The 17,221-nt window shown below is 63.3% G+C and carries 14 protein-coding genes and 1 riboswitch; of the genes, 4 read left to right on the plus strand and 10 right to left on the minus strand.

All coding sequences use genetic code 11. From position 1 onward, the window contains the following. From IE125_RS16825 to rpiB, 9 genes are all read right to left on the minus strand, one after another. Positions 1 to 902, minus strand: a 902-nt coding sequence (locus IE125_RS16825) for a D-ribose ABC transporter substrate-binding protein (RefSeq protein ID WP_189445846.1), incomplete at its 3' end; no start/stop codon positions are given. A gap of 38 nt (positions 903 to 940) precedes the next feature. Then, positions 941 to 2,086, minus strand: coding sequence for an ABC transporter permease (locus IE125_RS16830; protein ID WP_189445847.1), 1,146 nt, complete (start codon positions 2,084 to 2,086; stop codon positions 941 to 943). Positions 2,087 to 2,112: 26 nt separating this feature from the next. After that, positions 2,113 to 3,690 (minus strand): sugar ABC transporter ATP-binding protein, encoded by a 1,578-nt coding sequence (locus IE125_RS16835; RefSeq protein WP_189445848.1) that lies wholly within the window; start codon positions 3,688 to 3,690, stop codon positions 2,113 to 2,115. Then, on the minus strand, positions 3,687 to 4,337 hold the full coding sequence (locus tag IE125_RS16840) for a DUF2291 family protein (protein ID WP_189445849.1): 651 nt from the start codon (positions 4,335 to 4,337) through the stop codon (positions 3,687 to 3,689). Before IE125_RS16840 ends, IE125_RS16835 begins: the two co-directional genes overlap by 4 nt. 46 nt (positions 4,338 to 4,383) lie before the next feature. After that, positions 4,384 to 5,496 carry an MDR/zinc-dependent alcohol dehydrogenase-like family protein gene (locus IE125_RS16845; RefSeq protein WP_189445850.1) on the minus strand — a complete coding sequence of 371 codons (1,113 nt, stop codon included), beginning with the start codon at positions 5,494 to 5,496 and terminating at the stop codon, positions 4,384 to 4,386. Positions 5,497 to 6,060: 564 nt separating this feature from the next. Next, positions 6,061 to 7,020 carry an ABC transporter permease gene (locus IE125_RS16850; RefSeq protein ID WP_189445851.1) on the minus strand — a complete coding sequence of 320 codons (960 nt, stop codon included), beginning with the start codon at positions 7,018 to 7,020 and terminating at the stop codon, positions 6,061 to 6,063. Further along, positions 7,010 to 8,509 (minus strand): sugar ABC transporter ATP-binding protein, encoded by a 1,500-nt coding sequence (locus IE125_RS16855; RefSeq protein ID WP_189445852.1) that lies wholly within the window; start codon positions 8,507 to 8,509, stop codon positions 7,010 to 7,012. Before IE125_RS16855 ends, IE125_RS16850 begins: the two co-directional genes overlap by 11 nt. Positions 8,510 to 8,620: 111 nt before the next feature. Beyond that, complete coding sequence (locus IE125_RS16860; RefSeq protein ID WP_189445853.1) at positions 8,621 to 9,589, minus strand: substrate-binding domain-containing protein; 969 nt, start codon at positions 9,587 to 9,589, stop codon at positions 8,621 to 8,623. A gap of 86 nt (positions 9,590 to 9,675) precedes the next feature. Then, positions 9,676 to 10,137 (minus strand): ribose 5-phosphate isomerase B, encoded by a 462-nt coding sequence (rpiB, locus tag IE125_RS16865; protein WP_189445854.1) that lies wholly within the window; start codon positions 10,135 to 10,137, stop codon positions 9,676 to 9,678. A 382-nt stretch (positions 10,138 to 10,519) separates the two neighbouring features. On the opposite strand from rpiB, the gene IE125_RS16870 reads away from it, so the two are divergent. Genes IE125_RS16870 through tkt form a run of 3 tightly spaced genes read left to right on the plus strand, consistent with a single transcriptional unit; the run spans position 10,520 to position 15,067 of the window. Then, positions 10,520 to 12,259 carry a dihydroxyacetone kinase family protein gene (locus IE125_RS16870; protein ID WP_189445855.1) on the plus strand — a complete coding sequence of 580 codons (1,740 nt, stop codon included), beginning with the start codon at positions 10,520 to 10,522 and terminating at the stop codon, positions 12,257 to 12,259. A 30-nt stretch (positions 12,260 to 12,289) separates the two neighbouring features. Further along, on the plus strand, positions 12,290 to 13,066 hold the full coding sequence (locus IE125_RS16875; RefSeq protein WP_189445856.1) for a triose-phosphate isomerase family protein: 777 nt from the start codon (positions 12,290 to 12,292) through the stop codon (positions 13,064 to 13,066). Positions 13,067 to 13,072: 6 nt separating this feature from the next. After that, entirely contained in the window at positions 13,073 to 15,067 is a 1,995-nt protein-coding gene (tkt, locus tag IE125_RS16880) for a transketolase (protein WP_189445857.1), read from the plus strand. Positions 15,068 to 15,199: 132 nt separating this feature from the next. Here tkt and IE125_RS16885 read toward each other — a convergent pair whose 3' ends face one another. Further along, positions 15,200 to 16,186: a sugar-binding transcriptional regulator gene (locus tag IE125_RS16885; protein ID WP_189445858.1), complete on the minus strand. Its 987-nt coding sequence runs from the start codon at positions 16,184 to 16,186 to the stop codon at positions 15,200 to 15,202. A 155-nt stretch (positions 16,187 to 16,341) separates the two neighbouring features. Continuing rightward, positions 16,342 to 16,540, plus strand: a riboswitch (FMN riboswitch). A gap of 133 nt (positions 16,541 to 16,673) precedes the next feature. Between IE125_RS16885 and IE125_RS16890 the strand changes: the two genes are divergently transcribed. Continuing rightward, the gene (locus IE125_RS16890; RefSeq protein ID WP_189445859.1) at positions 16,674 to 17,171 is read left to right on the plus strand and encodes a 6,7-dimethyl-8-ribityllumazine synthase; all 498 of its coding nucleotides are present in this window, start codon (positions 16,674 to 16,676) and stop codon (positions 17,169 to 17,171) included. Positions 17,172 to 17,221 lie beyond the last annotated feature (50 nt).

A 17,221-nucleotide genomic window follows, 5' to 3' on the forward strand; every position in this document is an offset into this window, starting at 1 on the left:
AACAGGCAATCGAACAGGTGTTTCTCGCCCTGTAGGCCGGTCTCGCCCGTGGTGATGAACTTGTCGGCAGCCTGGACGGCGGCCTTGGAGAAGATCGCGACCGGCTGCAATACGGTGTAGGCGAGCTCGCCCGACTTGACGGCGTCGACCGCATCCGGCGAGCCGTCGAAACCGCCGACGACGATATCATCCAGCTTGCCGGCTTCCTTGAGCGCGGCGATCGCGCCGAGCGCCATCTCGTCGTTACCGCTGATCACGCCCTGGATATTCGGATGGGCCTGCAACAGGCTCTGCATCTTGTTGTAGCCCTGCGTGCGATCCCAGTTGGCGACATCTTCACCGACCTTCTTCAGATCCGGATACTGGCTCAGTACGGTCTCGTAGCCGTTGGAACGGGTCGCTGCGTTGTTATCCGACGGTGCGCCCTTCAGCTCGACGTAGCTGGCACTGTCGCCCAGTGTCTGCACCCACTGCTGTGCCCCGAGTGCGGCCCCCTGGGCGTTGTTGGAAACCAGCTGCGCCTTGGCCAGCCCCTGCTGGTTGATCTCGGCGTTGACGGTGAAGACAGGGATACCGGCCTCGACCGCCTTGCGTACGGCACCGACCGAGCCGTCGGCGTTGGCCGGGTCGAGAATGATCGCCTTGGCCTGATTGGTGATGGCCGTGTCGATCTGGCGGCTCTCGGTGTTGGTGTCACCCTTGTGGGCGCTCACGTTGGCGCGATAGCCCATCTCCTCGGCGGTCTCCCGAGCGATCTTGCCCTCGGTGAACCAGTAGGGGTTGGAGGTATCGTTGACGATGATCGAGATCAGCCCCTTGTCCTGCGCCACCGCGTTCCCCGCGAGGAGTGGCGCGCTGACGACGAGAGCTGCGACCAGCATGCGCTTGGCTGTCTTCAACATGATGAATTCCCCTTCTTTGCGACGTTATCGATTAGGGATTAGTGCTGGACGACCGGTTTTCCGGTCGGTTTTCCAGCCTTGGCGTGCTCCGAATCGGCCGATTTTCCGGCAGCCGACGCGGGAGATTCGGGGTTGGCGGGCGCCTTGGCCGCGCTCTTCTTGCGCCCGCCGTACTGGATGCTGTTGAGCAGCACGGCCAGCACGATGACGGCGCCGGTGAAGACGGTCTGCCAGTAGGACGAGACACCGATGATGACCAGGCCGTCCGACAGAAAGCCGATGACGAAGGCGCCAAGCAGCGTGCCGCGCACGTTGCCGCGGCCGCCGGTCAGGGCCGCACCGCCGATGACGACGCCGGCGATGGCGGTCAGCTCATAGGTCGTGCCCGCCGTCGGCCCCGCAGAGGTGAGCTGGGAGGACAGCACCAGGCCGGCGATCGCCGCACAGATGCCGGACAGCACGTAGACGGAGACCTGCACGCGCTTGACCGGCACGCCGGAGAGCTCGGCGGCGCGGGCATTCCCACCCGTCGAATAGACCCAGCGGCCGAACGGCGTGCGCGCCAGCGCCAGCATGGTCACGATGGCTACTGCCCCCAGCACCCAGACGCCGACCGGCACGCCGAGCAGGCGGTTGAATCCGAGCCAGTCGAAGCCGGTGTTGCCGAGTGCCGCCTCGCCGCCGAGATTGTTGTAGGTCAGCCCGTCGGTCATCAGCAGCGCCACGCCGCGGGCGACGTACAGAAGCCCCAGGGTGGCGACGAACGCCGGCACCTTGAAGTAGGCAATCAGCACCCCGTTGATCGCGCCGATCAGCGCACCGACGCCGCAGGTGAGAATGACCACCACCCAGACCGGCGGATAGAGCGTGACCCCGAACATGTCGAAGGTGACGCCCTGCATCAGGAAGCCGGCCACCACCCCGGCCAGGCCCAGCGTCGAGCCGACCGACAGATCGATGCCGCCGGTCAGGATGACCAGCAGCATGCCGATCGACAGCAGCCCGAAGATCGCGACGTGGGAGGACATGGTCAGAAAGTTGCCGGTGGAGAAGTAGACGGGCGACAACAGCGAGAAGATCACGATGATCGCGATCAGCGCGAAGAACGCGCGCCCTTCGAGCAGCGCTCGCCCGAGGTCGAAGCCGCCGCTTTTTCTCGCCGGTGCCTGGCTATGCTTGGACATGATCGAAACTCCTTGAATAAACGCGCTCAGGCGACCACTGCCTCGCCCGAGGCGGCCATGATCTGTTCCTTGGAGGCATCGGCGCCGAACTCGGCGGCGATACGCCCCCGGCTCATCACCACGATGCGATGCGCGATGCTGAGGCATTCGCCGACTTCGGACGTGGAAAAGATGACCGCGAGACCCTGCCGGGCGGCGTTCTCCGCCAGCAGCTTGAACACCTCCGCCTTGGCGCCGATATCGATCCCGCGACTGGGCTCGTCGAGCAGCACCACGCGCGGATGCGTGGCGAGCATCTTGCCGATCACCACCTTCTGCTGGTTACCACCGGAGAGCGAACCGATCTCGGCTCGGGCACCATCGGTCTTGATATGGACGCTGGCGATCGACTCATCGACCACACCCTGCTCGCGCCGCCCGGAGGTCAGTAGCCCCTTGGTGAACGCCTTGATACTGGCCAGCGACAGGTTCTCGCCGACCGACATCGTCTGGACCAGGCCATCGCGCTGGCGGTCTTCCGGTACCAGCACCAAGCCTTTCTGAATGCGTTCGGCAATACTCAAGTGCGAAACATCCTCGCCCTCCAGCATCACCCGTCCGCCGCTCGGCCCGACGCGACCGGCCACGCACTCGAGCAGCTCGGTACGTCCGGCGCCCATCAGGCCATATATGCAGACGATCTCGCCGGCGCGTACCTCGAGCGAGAGACGGTCGACCACCGAACGCTCCGGTACGTTGGTATCGGCAACACTCAGCGCCTCGATGGATAGCGCCACCTCACCCATGGCGTGTCCGGTCGGCGGTGAACCGAGATCGAAGTTCTCCCCCACCATGTTGCGCACGATCCATTCCAGATCGATCTCCGCGCGCCTGGCGTAGGCGGTCATCACGCCATCGCGCAGTACCACGGCGTGGTCGGTGATGGTCAGCGCTTCTTCCAGGTGGTGGGAGATGTAGACGATGGAAACGCCACGGCTCTTGAGATCGTGAATGACGCGAAACAGCACCTCGACCTCGGAAGCCGAAAGCGCCGAGGTCGGCTCGTCCATGATCAGGATGCGCGAATCGACCGAGAGCGCGCGGGCAATCTCGACGATCTGCTGCTGACCGAGACGCAGGTCCTCGACCGGTGTGAGCGGATCGATCGGCTCGTCGAGCTCTTCCATCAACAGCCGGGTCTGGCGCGCCTCCTCGGCGTAATCGATGCCGGTCGCGCCCTTGATCTCGCGGCCCATGAAGATGTTGTCGCGCACGCTCAGGTTGGGCGCGAGACTCAGCTCCTGGTGGATGATCGAAATGCCATGCCGCGTCGCCTCGGTGGTGGAGGCAAAGCGCACCGGCTCGCCTTCCAGCACGATCTCGCCGGAGGTCGGCTGAATAACACCGGAAAGAATCTTCATCAGCGTGGACTTGCCGGCACCGTTCTCGCCGAAGAGCGTCGTGACCTGCCCGCGGTAGACATCGAAGTTGACGGTCTTCAGCGCCTGCACGCTGCCGAAGGATTTGGCGACGTCGCGAGCGGAAAGCACGATTTCGTCTTTCGCCGCCGCGCTGCCTCGCTCATCGGAGTCGTTGGCTGCAGGTGTCAGTGCAGAGAGGCTCATTGGACGTCCATCCTCACTGGCGTCACCAGCCAGTTTTTCGGATTGATCAGCTTGAACACGCCGGTCACGGTCACCGTCTTGCCGCTCAGGTTCGCGGTGTCGATATCGGCCAGGACCGCCTGCTTCATCGCGTCGTTGATCGACGCCCCGGCATTCTGGTACTCGATCTGGTTGGTAAATTCGCCGAACGATATCTCGCCGGTGGCATCGCGCAGATCCGTGCCGTTGATTGCCGGGCCGGTCTGCAGACGCAGCGTGATCTCGTCCGGCACGCCCTCGGCCGCGACCGTATACACGCCGGAGCGCGCCTCACCCAGGGTGCCGGTGAAGGTCACCGGTACCACCGGTCCGAACCCCTGGCCGACGCCGTATTTCTCACCGGCGGCCATCGCGTTGTCGAGCACCGCCGGCGCTAGTTCGCCGGCCTCGACGGCACGTTCCTCGACGCTCGCCTGGATCGCGGGAAAATGCTCGCCGCCGTAGGTTTCGGCGGAGAAGCCACCGGCCAGTTCCGCTTCGTGACCGATCTCGACCACGGTGGTGTCCCAGGCCATCGCCGCGATGACCACGACTACCACGGCACCGATGATCAGACGCTTCTTGAATTTGCTCGGCGCCGATGGCCGGCTGATGACTGCTGTACTCATGAGAACTCTCCCATCCGTTCGACGCACCGGGCGATGCCGCGAACCATCATGGAATCAACACGATCTTCAGCGACTTCGAACCGCTCTTCATGAGTTCGAAGCCCTCTTCGTACTTCTCGAGCGGCAGCTTGTGCGTCACCACGCCGTCGGTAGGGAAGTCACCGTTGCGAATCCCCTCGATCACCAGCGGATAGCAGTACGGACCGAGATGGGAACCGAGGACATCCAGCTCTTTGCGGTCGGAGATGATGCTCCAGTCGACGCTGACCGGATCCTTGAATACGCTGAATTCGACGAAGCGGCCCAGCTTGCGGATCATCGATAAACCCTGCTCGACCGACTTCGGATGGCCGGTGGCCTCGATATAGACGTCGCAGCCATAGCCCTCGGTCATCTCCTTGATGATCGAGACCACATCGTCACGCTTGGGGTTGAGCGTCAGATCGGCGCCGAACTTCTTGGCCAGCTCGAGTCGATCGTCGAACAGATCGAGCACGATCAGCTTCTCGGCACCTGCCTTCTTGGCGGCACCGACCATACCGAGCCCCAGCGTGCCGGCCCCGGAGAGCACGACCACATCACCCAGTTCGATCTTGGCGCGCTGAACCGCATGCAGCGAGCAGGCGTAGGGCTCGATCAGGATCGCCTTTTCCAGCGGCAGCTCTTCCGGAACGTGATAGTTGATCGCCTCCTTGGTGAACTTCATGTACTCGGCCATGCCGCCGTTGACATTGTTCTGGAAGCCGTACAGATCGTGCTTCTCGCACATCCAGTACTGCCCGCGATTGCAGAAGCGGCAGTTCCAGCACGGCACGATCTGCTCGGAGATCACGCGATCACCTGGCTGGTAGCCCTCGACCTGCGCGCCGACCTTGACCACGCGGCCGATGAACTCGTGGCCGGGAATCATCGGCGCCTTGATATAGGCAGGCTGAAACTCGTCGCCCCAGAAGCTCGGCGCCCCGTCATAGGACTTGATGTCGCCGGCGCAGATACCGCACCCCTCGACCTTGACCAGAATCTCCTTGTCATCGATCTCGGGAACCGGCACCTCTTCGTAGCGATAGTCGTTGGGGGCGTAGGCAACGACGGCTTTCATCGTCTTGGGGATGTCGCCGACACTGCCGCTCTGAGTGGACGTTGCGGTGGACTCGCTCATGAGATTCTCCCGATGTGCAAAACACATGCTCATTTAAAGTTCATATGTTTTTAGCCCAGCTTCCTTGAGAACATCAACGGGCGAGCCACCCCAGGCGGGTTAGACTTTAGCAGGCAATATATAAATATCTGTTTTTAATGATTAAAAAGAGGCACCCAAAGACCCCATACCACTAAAGTTATCGTTGCTGATAGCCATCGAACTGACGCCCAAGAGATAGCCGAGACTCACATTATTGAGCAGAGTTGGATCATATGTTCAACTTGTACTGTTTTGCGGTCACAATGCCGATACGAAAGCGTCTTTTGAGAGATCTTTTAAGAGGTCTTTTGAGACCTTTGGAGAGCGTCTGTTGAGAGAGCCTTTCGCGAAAAAAGCTGAAGAGAGAGACACCATCGCCACCCCCGGAACGGCAAGCGGCGCGCCCGCCGCTCACGGCACAAAGCCCGGAGCTTGGAGACGCGCCGTTCATTACTCACTCGTGCGGTCCAGACAATTCCGTTTCGCTTGAAACTCGAGACCACCAACTCTCGGTCTGGATTGAAAGCTCAGTCTCGCTTGAACTCAGTCTCGCTTGAAATAGCGCCGCGAGATCGAATCGAGCGAGATCGCGATCACCACGATGGCGCCGCTGACCATCGACTGCCAGTAGGGCGAGACGCCGAGCAGCACGATGATGTTCTCGATCACACCGATGATGGCTGCGCCGAAAATGGCGCCGAGCGGCGTGCCGATGCCGCCTGTCGTGGGCACGCCGCCGATGACGGCAGCGGCAATTGGCGCCAATACCCAGGAGTCGCCGATCGAGGGCTGGGCAGAGCCCAGGCGCGCGACCATCAGCATCCCGGCTAGCGCAGCGAGGAAGCCGGCGAAGGCGAAGACCCCGACGCGAACCCGATCGGTACGAATACCAAGCATCTTGGCTGCCGGCAGGTTACTGCCGACGGCATACATGTAGCGGCCAAACGGTGTCTTGAGCGTGAGGAAACAGCCCACGACCAGGAACAGCAGCATGATCCAGAACGGCACCGGCAGGCCCAACCATTTACCGCTGCCGAGAAAGCCGATATCCGCCGGAATGCCGGTGATCGCGACGCCCTTGGTTATCACCAGATTGAGCCCGCCGTAGACCCCCGCCATGCCGATGGTCAGCACCAGCGAGGGCAACCGCAGCAGCGTCACCAGCAGCCCGTTGACGAGGCCGAACAAGGCACCGATGGCGAGACAAAGCGCAAAGGCTAGCCACGGATTCAGGCCCAGCTTGACCATCAGAATGCCCCCGATGACCCCGCAGAAGCCGCCGATGGCCCCAAGCGAAAGATCCAGCTCACCGAGGATCATCAGCATCGACTGGGCGATGGTGATGATGCCGATGAACGCCAGCGAGCGTGCGATGATCACCAGGTTGTAGCTGTTGAGGAAGTTTTCCGAAAGCAGCGAGGCGACGACGACGATCACCGCCAGAACGCCCACCACGCCGCTGAGCGGATTACTGACCATGAAACCCATTGCCTTACGCAGCATGCCCGCCTCCTTCATGCCCGTGAATGGCGGCGATCAGCGCGTTACCGCTCGCCGCCTCGATCGGGAATTCACCGCTGATCCGCCCCTCGTACATCGTGATGATCCGATTGGCGCAGCGCTTGAGTTCATCCATTTCCGACGAGACCAGAATGATCCCGACGCCCCGCTCGGCCAGCGCCTTCATCAGCCGATAGATCTCCATCTTGGTACGCAGGTCGATGCCCTTGGTCGGCTCGTCGAAGATCAGCACCCTCGGGTCGCAGGCCATCGCCCGACCGATGATGGCTTTCTGCTGATTGCCGCCGGAGAGAAAGGCGATGTTCTTGTTCAGCGTCGGCGTTTTGATGTCGTAGTCGCGCACGATCGCGCCGACCTGGTCGCGCTCGCGTCTGGCGTCGATGACACCGCCTCGCGACGTGCCGCGAAAGAGCGACATGCCGATATTGCGGCGCACGCTCTGGCCCGGAAAGATGCCGTGATACTTGCGCTCTTCCGAGAGATAGAACATGCCGTTTTTCACCGCCCGATGCGTGTCGCCCAATCGCCACGTCCGCCCTTCGAGTGTCACCGAGCCACTGCGCGCCGGCAGAAACCCGAACAGCGTCTGCATCACCTCGGAGCGCCCCGCCCCCACCAGCCCGGCGAAACCCAGAATCTCTCCACGCCGCAGCTCGAACGAGACATCCTCGAAGCCCCTGCCGCCGAGACCGTCCACTGCGAGAATCGGCTCGCCACCGGAACCCTCTGGCTGCAACCTGGCGTCGGTCCTGACTTCCTGACCCGACATCAGCGAAACGAGTTGCCGGTCATCCAGTCGCGATGCAGGCTGCGTGTCGATTTTCCTGCCGTTGCGCAGCACGCTGATGGTGTCGCTGATGGCGAACATTTCATCGAACTTGTGCGAGATGAACACCACTCCGCAGCCCGAAGCGACGACGTCGCGTACGACGCGAAAGACGCGCTCGACCTCGGTTTCGGTTAATGACGAGGTCGGCTCGTCGAGAATCAGGATCTTCATCGATTCGTTGGTGCAGGCGCGCGCGATCTGCAACAGCTGCTGATCGGAGATGGAGATATCTCTGACCTTGTCGCCCGGTTTGGCGGCGATCTTGAAACGCTCGATCCACGTCTTCGCATCGCGCTCGATATCGCGACGTCGAAAGATCAGCCCGCCGCGATGAGAGCGTGAGAAGGGCATGAACAGATTCTCGGCCACCGTCAGATTGCCGAACAGGTTGATCTCCTGGGGCACGTAGGCGACGGTCTTGTGCAGATGCGGATGATGCGTCGCGTCCTGGCCGTCGATCATCACCCGCCCCCGGGACGGACGCTCGGTGCCGGTGAGAATCTTGACCAGCGTCGACTTGCCGGCGCCGTTCTCGCCCGCCAGGGTATGCACCTTGCCCATCTCGATCTCGAGCGCGATGTCATCCAGCGCCTTGACGCCAGGAAACGTCTTGCTGACGTGATCGACGGTCAGATATGCCATGACGTCACCTCCTCCTCCACCCTGTTTTCCCCGCCCACGTTTCCGGTGCCGCTGGCTCGAGGACCGCGCCACGACACGCTTGCCGATGCGCGGTCATTGCCGGCGGCCGTCTCACTCCATGAATTCGTCGACGTTGTCCGGCGTGATCATCACGTTGCCGGTATCGATATGGCTCGGCGTGATCGCCCCCGTCGCCTGCTGCCACATCGCCATGACCGCCCAGTACCCCTGCATCGTCGGGCGTGAGGCGGAAGAGGAGTCGGCCACGCCATCCTTGATCAGCACCAGCATCTGGTTCAGGTCATCGAGACCTACCATCTGCACCTTGCCGACCTTGTCCGCTTCCTTGATCGCCTGACCGATGCCGACAGGCCCTGCCGCATCGGAAGCGACCCAGCCATCGAGGTCCGGATTGGCCTGCATGATCGCGGAGGCCTGCTGCTGAGCGGTGTTGATATCGTCGTTATCGACGCCAGTCGCAACGACCTCGATACCGTCATGAGAATCGAACACCGCCTGAGCGCAGCGCGCACGCTCGGCGTGGTTCGGCGCCGTCGGCACGCCCATCATGATCGCCACCTTGCCCTGCCCGTCGAGCAGCTCGATCAGCCGATTGGCAGCCATCTCGGCCTGCTCGCAGAAATCGCTGCCGATCGTGGTCAGACTCATCCCCTCGGGGTTGATCGAATCGAACAGCGTGACCGGAATGCCCTGCTCCTGCGCTTCGTTGAGCACGGTACGATTGCCGCTGGGGTCGAGCAGGTCGACGATCAGGCCGTCTGGGCGCGTGGCGATGGCGCGCTCGATGATCTCGTTCTGCTCGGCGACGTTGGCGCTCTGCGGTGCCGAGTACTGAATCTCGACGTCGGAGCCGGTCTGCGCCTCGATCGCCGCTGCCGCCTGCTGCGCTCCCTGATTGACCTTGTCGAACCAGGGATGGACGACCTTGGGCACGACCACGAAGCGATAGCTATCGGCCTTCTCGAGCCCAGGTCCCTCCTGGGCCACTGCCACCGGCATCAACACCGCCGACGCCAGCACGCCGACGACCAGCGAAATCCCCTTACCGACTCTGTTCATGATCTGTTCCTCACTGTGTGTATCAGACCCGACTCTTTCGATGACTCGCCCCCGCCGACGCACCTCGGCGCCCGACGACCGGGAGATCAGCGGTGTTCGCGCTCATAGGCCTCGATGCGGTCGACCTTGGGTTGGGAACGGCCGCCGGGCTCGTACTCGCTGCCGAGAAAGGTCTCGGCGATCACCTTGGCCAGCTCCACGCCGATGACGCGGGCGCCCATGGTCACGATCTGCGCGTCGTTACTCTTGCGGGCGCGCTCGGCCGAGTAGGTGTCGTGCGCCTGGGCCGCGCGAATGCCTTGCACCTTGTTGGCGGAGATCGCCACGCCGATGCCGGTGCCGCACATCAGGATGCCCCGGTCGTATCGGCCCGCGGCGATCGCCTCGGCCACGGCCAGGGCGATATCCGGATAGAGCACCGGCTCGGCGTCGTGTGTGCCGAAGTCCTCGACTTCGTGCCCCAGCGCGCGCACGTGCTCGATCATCTGCTGCTTCATCTCGTAGGCGGCCTCGTCGCAACCCAGGGCCACTCGCCACTGCTTGGCCATCTCATACCTCCTGTCGCTGTGATGGTGCCGACCATCGGCCACCACCTCTCTCGCCGTCATCATAGCCAGCACCTCTTCATATGAACAAACTGTTTTCATATGAACGTTAGTCGGAGAGAAATTCCCCGCAGAATCGCCTGAAAATGACCCGCTACCGGCAACAGAAAGTCGTTCGCAAAGTAGTTTCAATCCGACGGTCAGCCGGAAAGACTTCGAACAATCCCCACCAAAGTCGCATATCGCGAGCTATTCCTCTGGCTATGATGGGGCCAGTCGGGCATAAAAAATCAGATGCTCACATAAAGATCATATATTCACATCCGTGCCGCGCGTCATCGACACGCCACGGTCGTCCCCTTCTACACCGCCGGGAGCGTCGGCCATGACACGACTCTTCAATGACCCAGTGAACTTCGTCGACGAGGCCACCGAAGGCTTCGTCGCCGCCCACGCCCAGCGCGTCTGCCAGGTACCGGGCGGCGTGATCCGCCGCACGCGTAGCGAGCCCGGCACGGTCGCCGTCGTCATTGGCGGTGGCTCCGGTCATTACCCGGCCTTCGCCGGGCTGGTCGGCCAGGGACTCGCCCACGGCGCGGTGATGGGCAACCTTTTTGCCTCGCCGTCGGCGCAGCAGGTCTACAACGTCTGCAAGGCGGCCAATAACGGCGGGGGCGTGCTCCTGAGCTTCGGCAACTACGCCGGCGATGTGCTGCACTTCGGGCAAGCGCGCGAGCGTTTGATCCGCGAGGGCATTCCCTGCGAAATCGTCGCGGTGATCGACGACGTCTCCAGTGCCAGCCAGGAGGAGCTTCACAAGCGCCGCGGCATCGCCGGCGATCTGACCGTGTTCAAGATCGCCGCTGCCGCCGCCGAAGCCGGCTATTCGCTGGAGGAGGTCGTGCGCATTTCACGCGCGGCGAACCTGCGCACGCGATCGATGGGCGTCGCCTTCGACGGCTGCACGCTGCCCGGCTCGAAAGACGCCCTGTTTCATGTGCCGGCCGGCAAGATGGCGGTAGGTCTCGGCATCCACGGCGAACCGGGCATCAGCGAACAGGCCATTCCGACCGCGGATGCCTTGGCGGAGCTGCTGGTCTCGCATCTGCTCGAAGAGGTGCCGGACGGCGTCAAATCGGTCAAGGGCGCCAGGGCATCGGTGCTGCTCAACGGCCTGGGTTCGATCAAGTACGAAGAGCTCTTCGTCGTCTATCGACGAGTCAATCAACTGCTCGAGGCAGCTGGCATCGAGATCATCGAGCCCGAAGTCGGCGAACTGGTGACCAGCCTCGACATGGCGGGTGCCTCGCTCACGCTGTTCTGGCTCGACGACGAGCTGGAGCGCCTGTGGAAAGCCCCCGCCGATGCACCGGCCTACCGCAAGGGCAGCCTGGAGCCCGCACCGCCGATCGACGCCTCGAAACTGGATATCCCCGATGCCGACGAGATCCCTGCCGCCAGCGAGCCATCGATTGCAGCAGCCCGCTGTCTCTACCGCGCGCTCAGCGCGACGCGCAAGGTGATCGACGATAACGTCGAGGAGCTCGGTCGCCTGGATGCGATCGCCGGTGACGGCGATCACGGCATCGGCATGCAACGCGGCGCGGTAGCGGCCGAGCTCGCGGCCGAAGAGGCGGTCAGCCGTAGCGCCGGTGCAGGCACCATGCTGCGGCTGGCGGCAGAGGCCTGGGCCGATCGGGCGGGCGGCACGTCTGGCGCGATCTGGGGCGTGATGCTCAACGCACTGAGCCTGACGCTCGGCGACGACGAAACGCCCAGTGCCGCGCACTATGCGGACGGTGTCACCAAGGCGAAGGAGGACGTCATGACCTTCGGCAAGGCCAAGGCGGGCGACAAGACGCTGGTCGATGCGCTGATTCCGTTCAGCGACGCGCTCAGCCAAGCCGTGGCTGCCGGAGACGACCTCTCCACCGCCTGGCAGAAGGCCTCGGCGGAGGCTACTGCTGCCGCCGAGGCGACCGCCCAGCTCTCTCCCAAACTGGGGCGTGCCCGCCCGCTGGCGAAAAAGAGCGTCGGCACCCCGGATCCTGGCGCCACGTCGCTCGCGATGATCCTGACGGCGATCCAGACGGTGATCGACCAACCCGTTGCCGAGGTAAGCTGAACAACCTGTCGGACCACTGCCGGAGGGAACATGACACAACACCCCATCGTCGTCGGCATCAGCTTCAAGATGTACTTCGGCTATGCCCAGACTGTCGACTGGTGCCGCCACGTCGCGCGCCAGCTCGCCAACCACGCGGCCGTCCTCGACGGCCGCGTTTGCGTCTTCGTGCTGCCCAGCTTCCCCGCCATCTTGCCGGCACTGGAGGCGTTCGCCGGCACGCCGGTGGCGGTCGGCGCCCAAAACCTGTATCACTCGGCGAACGGTGCTTATACTGGCGAGGTAAGTGGAGCCATGCTGGCCGAGATGGGCTGTCGTTATGTCGAGGTCGGACACGCCGAACGTCGCCGACTGTTCGGCGAAAACGACGACATCGTCGCGGCCAAGGCGCAGTTGGCGCTCGACGAGGGGCTGACGCCGGTGCTCTGTATCGGCGAAGCCGATCGCGGCAGCGCGGATGAGGCCATCGAGGAGTGTCGAGGACAGATCGACAGCGCGCTCGGCGCGGCGGGTCGGGATCGCCCCGTCGTCATCGCCTACGAGCCTCACTGGGCCATTGGCGCTTCGGCGCCAGCATCGCTCGACCATATTGCGGCGGTCTGCCAGGGATTGCGCGGACACCTTCGCGACAATCCCTCTGCCAGCGTCATCTATGGCGGCAGCGCCGGCCCCGACCTGTTGACGCGGCTGGCAGGACAGGTCGACGGCTTGTTTCTGGGCCGCTTCGCTCACGACCCGACGGCATTCGTCTCGGTGGTGAACGAAGCGGCCGCGCTCCATCATTCATCCACGACCCAAGGGATTTGACAGCCAATGCCATCTCGTCGACAGCTAGCCAACGCCATTCGTGCACTCTCCATGGACGCCGTGCAGAAGGCCAATTCCGGTCACCCGGGCATGCCCATGGGGATGGCGGATATCGCCGAAGTGCTGTGGAACGATCACCTCAAGCACAACCCGGCCAATCCCGACTGGGAAGATCGTGACCGCTTCATTCTTTCCAACGGTCACGGTTCGATGCTGCACTACTCGCTTCTCCATCTCACCGGCTATGACCTGCCGCTGGAAGAGATCAAGAACTTCCGCCAGATCGGCTCGAAAACGCCCGGCCACCCGGAACACGGCTACACCCGTGGTATCGAGACCACCACCGGCCCGCTGGGTCAGGGCCTGGCCAACGGCATCGGCATGGCGATTGCCGAGCGCACGCTGGCCGCCCAGTTCAACCGGGAAGGCCACGAGATCGTCGACCACCGCATCTGGGTCTTCGCCGGTGACGGCTGCCTGATGGAAGGCGTCAGCCACGAGGCCTGCTCGCTGGCCGGCACGCTGGGTCTCGGCAACCTGGTCGTCTTCTACGACGACAACGGCATCTCCATCGATGGCGAAGTCGAAGGCTGGTTCACCGACGATACCGGCAAGCGCTTCGAAGCTTATGACTGGCACGTGATTCGCGATGTCGACGGTCACGACGCCGAGCAGATCAACAAGGCGATCGAAGAAGCCAAGTCCGTTACCGACAAGCCGACGATCGTCATTTGCAAGACCGTGATCGGTTTCGGTTCGCCCAACAAGGCGGGTAAGGAAGAGAGCCACGGCGCCGCGCTCGGCGAAGACGAAGTCGCCCTGGCGCGCAAGGAACTCGGCTGGGAATACCCGGCATTCGAGATTCCCGACGAGTACTACGAAGCCTGGGACGCCCGCGACAAGGGCGAGAAGCTCGAAGCCGAATACGATGCCAAGATGGCCGCCTACGCGAAGGCGCATCCCGAGCTGGCGAAGGAGCTCAAGCGTCGCTACAGCGGTGAACTGCCGGCCGATTTCGACGGTGATGCGCTGATCAAGGCCGCTCAGGAGAAGTCCGAGACGACCGCCTCGCGCAAGGCTTCGCTCGGCGTGCTCAACGAGCTGGGCCCGGACCTGCCGGAGCTCTTCGGGGGCAGTGCCGACCTCGCGCCGTCCAACCTGACGCTGTGGAAAGGCGCCAAGGCGATCACGAAAGAGGATTTCAACGGCGGCTACCTGCACTACGGCGTGCGTGAGTTCGGCATGGGCGCGATCGCCAACGGCATCGCCACGCATGGCGGCTTCATTCCCTATGACGCCACGTTCCTGGTGTTCATGGAGTACATGCACAACGCCGTGCGCATGTCGGCGCTCTCGCACACGCGCATCATTCACGTCTTCACCCACGACTCCATCGGCCTTGGCGAAGACGGCCCGACTCACCAGCCGATCGAGCAGCTCGCCGATCTGCGCAACCTGCCGGGGCTGGCGACGTGGCGCCCGTGTGATGCGACCGAAACCGCCGCAGCCTGGGTCGAGGGCCTGAAACGCGAACGCGGCCCGACTGCGCTGATCTTCTCGCGCCAGAATCTGCCGGCGCAGTCGCGTGATGACGCGCAGCTCAAGAACATTCGTCGCGGCGGTTACGTGCTCAAGGAGGCCGAAGGCGGCAAGCCGGAGCTGATCCTGATCGCCACCGGTTCCGAGGTAGGCTTGGCGATGGACGCCGCCGCCGAGCTGGAAGGCCAGGGCAAGAAGGTGCGCGTCGTCTCGATGCCGTGCACCAGCGCCTTCGACGAGCAGGACGCGAGCTACCGCGAGTCGGTGCTGCCTACCGACGTGCGCAAGCGTCTGGCGGTGGAAGCGGCGATCCCGTCGACCTGGTACAAGTACGTGGGTCTGGATGGCGACATCCTCGGCATGACCACCTACGGCGAGTCCGGCAAGGGCGACGACCTCTTCAAGCACTTCGGTTTCACCGTCGACAACGTGGTCGAACGCGCGCAGAAGCTGCTCGGCTGATCGACCGGACGGTCGCCGATCGGCGGCCGCCAGACAGGTGAATGACAATGCAAACGCCCGGCTCAGGCCGGGCGTTTGACGTTTGGCTTCACGTCTGGCTTGCGCCGTGATCCTGCCAACAGCACCTGCGCCTCAGCGCGGCGTATCATCGACGCGAGTCGCCTCGTCCAAGCGCAAGATCGTGTGCGCATTGGTGACGCTGGTCGCCAGCGTGTCGATCACGCCGGTGCGCAAGGCGCCAAGAATACCCGCCGCCTTGGTGTTTTCGCTGGCAATGGCGATCACATCGGGGATCCGCGCCAGGTCGGTGATCGTGAGGCCAATCACGCGGCCCTGCATCGGCGTCATCGAGGGTCGGCCGTAGATGTCGATGAAGTCATAGCCCATCATGTCGCCGACGGTACCGGAGAGCCGCGCCTCGGCGGTCTCCTGCGGCGTGAACCAGCCCATGCGAACCATGTTGCTGTTCTCGCTGAGATCGCCGATGCCGATCAGCGCAATATCAGCGCGGCGCGCCCGATCCAGCGTCTGCCGGATGGTCGGGTTCTCGTACATCGCATCGCGCAGCTCGAGATTCTGCACCAGCGCCGGTGCGTAGAGCGTTTCGCTCTCGCCGCCGAACCGGGTCGCCAACCGGCGGCAGATATGATCGGGGTTCATGTACTCACCGGCGCGCACCGAACCGCCGATCGCACAGACGAATGAACACTGACGCTGCCCCTGCTCGAAGACATTGTCCGCCACCGCGCCCACGTTACGCCCCATGCCGACGGCAACGATCGCCCCTTCGGTCAGCCCGCGGGAAAGATGATCCGCGACCAGACTGGCCACGTTGGCCCGCTGCACCTCGGCATCGGCGTGATCGAGTGCGATCAGCGCCCGCCGGATACCGAACCGGCGTATCAATGCCTGCTCGATCTCCGCGCTGACCGCCGGGTGCTGACGCACGCGGACGTCGACGATCCCCTCTGCCTGCGCGCGCTTGAGCAACCGGCCCGCCTTGACGCGCGAGATCCCGAGCCGGTTGGCGATCACCTCTTGCGTCTCTCCCTCCACGTAGTAGAGCGTGGCAATTTCGGTCATCAAGGCAATATCGGCGCTGTCGTTACGCTCACTCATGCACGCTTCCGTTTTTCACAGGATTGTCAGGGAGTTGGCCAATGGCAGGCAGCAGGAAAATCACGATACCACAGCGCGCGCGGCCTTCGGTCTTTCTCGGCCTCGACGATGGGCGTAGACTTGTGAGTGCTCGCGGCGCGACATGTCTCGCCGCGAGCGGTTCTCAGGGCGGGGTGAAAGTCCCCACCGGCGGTGATGGTGTCACGCTCGGCATGAGCGATCGGCTCCTAAGCCCGCGAGCGCTCGCCGATTATCGGAGCTACTGGAAAGATCACCAGTGTCACCGCGACGAGGTCAGCAGATTCGGTGCGATTCCGAAGCCGACGGTCAGAGTCCGGATGAAAGAGAACGGTTCCCCTTGCAGCAATTCGGCCAGCCGAGCGCGCCCACGACATCCGTCGACGGCGCCCTGTCGTCAGCCGCTTTCCTGTTCCCAAGCGGACCGCAGCCCTGATTCTGGTTAACGTCACGCTTACAGGAAACGACCATGAATCAGCCCTATCCTTTGCAGCTCTCCGAGCAGACGCGCTCACAGCGTATCGCCTTCATTCGCGCCGACTGGCATGGCGATATCGTCGAGAACTGTCACGCCAGCTTTCTCGCCACACTCGCCGAGCGCGATTTCGATACCGAGCAGGTCGATACCTTTACGGTGCCCGGCGTGTTCGAGATTCCGTTGCAGGCAAAGTTGCTGGCCAAGAGCGGCCGCTACGCCGCCATCGTCGCCTCCGGTTTCATCGTCGATGGCGGCATCTATCGTCATGATTTCGTCTCCACCGCCGTCATCGACGCCATGATGGCGCTGCAGATGGAGCAGGAAGTGCCGATGATCTCAGCCGTGCTGACGCCGCATCACTTCCACGAGCACGAATCGCATACCGCATTCTTCCGCGAGCACTTCCTGACCAAGGGCCGCGAAGCTGCCGAGGCGTGTCTGCAGACGATGGAAAATCTCAATCAGGTGCGCAAGCTGAGCGAGCGCTGAGCGCCGAACGAGCCTCCACGAAAGAAGCCGCCGCCATCGTGGATGGCGGC

The sequence above is a fragment of the Salinicola rhizosphaerae genome, from assembly GCF_014652715.1.
GTDB lineage: Bacteria > Pseudomonadota > Gammaproteobacteria > Pseudomonadales > Halomonadaceae > Salinicola > Salinicola rhizosphaerae.

Excerpts from the sequence above, each read along its gene's own strand:
- IE125_RS16850 (WP_189445851.1), bottom strand. The coding sequence starts at position 7,020 with ATGCTGCGTAAGGCAATGGGTTTCATGGTCAGTAATCCGCTCAGCGGC.
- IE125_RS16830 (WP_189445847.1), bottom strand. The coding sequence starts at position 2,086 with ATGTCCAAGCATAGCCAGGCACCGGCGAGAAAAAGCGGCGGCTTCGAC.
- IE125_RS16860 (WP_189445853.1), bottom strand. The coding sequence starts at position 9,589 with ATGAACAGAGTCGGTAAGGGGATTTCGCTGGTCGTCGGCGTGCTGGCG.
- IE125_RS16875 (WP_189445856.1), top strand. The coding sequence starts at position 12,290 with ATGACACAACACCCCATCGTCGTCGGCATCAGCTTCAAGATGTACTTC.
- IE125_RS16870 (WP_189445855.1), top strand. The coding sequence starts at position 10,520 with ATGACACGACTCTTCAATGACCCAGTGAACTTCGTCGACGAGGCCACC.
- IE125_RS16890 (WP_189445859.1), top strand. The coding sequence starts at position 16,674 with ATGAATCAGCCCTATCCTTTGCAGCTCTCCGAGCAGACGCGCTCACAG.
- IE125_RS16855 (WP_189445852.1), bottom strand. The coding sequence starts at position 8,509 with ATGGCATATCTGACCGTCGATCACGTCAGCAAGACGTTTCCTGGCGTC.
- rpiB (WP_189445854.1), bottom strand. The coding sequence starts at position 10,137 with ATGGCCAAGCAGTGGCGAGTGGCCCTGGGTTGCGACGAGGCCGCCTAC.
- tkt (WP_189445857.1), top strand. The coding sequence starts at position 13,073 with ATGCCATCTCGTCGACAGCTAGCCAACGCCATTCGTGCACTCTCCATG.
- IE125_RS16840 (WP_189445849.1), bottom strand. The coding sequence starts at position 4,337 with ATGAGTACAGCAGTCATCAGCCGGCCATCGGCGCCGAGCAAATTCAAG.
- IE125_RS16845 (WP_189445850.1), bottom strand. The coding sequence starts at position 5,496 with ATGAGCGAGTCCACCGCAACGTCCACTCAGAGCGGCAGTGTCGGCGAC.
- IE125_RS16835 (WP_189445848.1), bottom strand. The coding sequence starts at position 3,690 with ATGAGCCTCTCTGCACTGACACCTGCAGCCAACGACTCCGATGAGCGA.
- IE125_RS16885 (WP_189445858.1), bottom strand. The coding sequence starts at position 16,186 with ATGAGTGAGCGTAACGACAGCGCCGATATTGCCTTGATGACCGAAATT.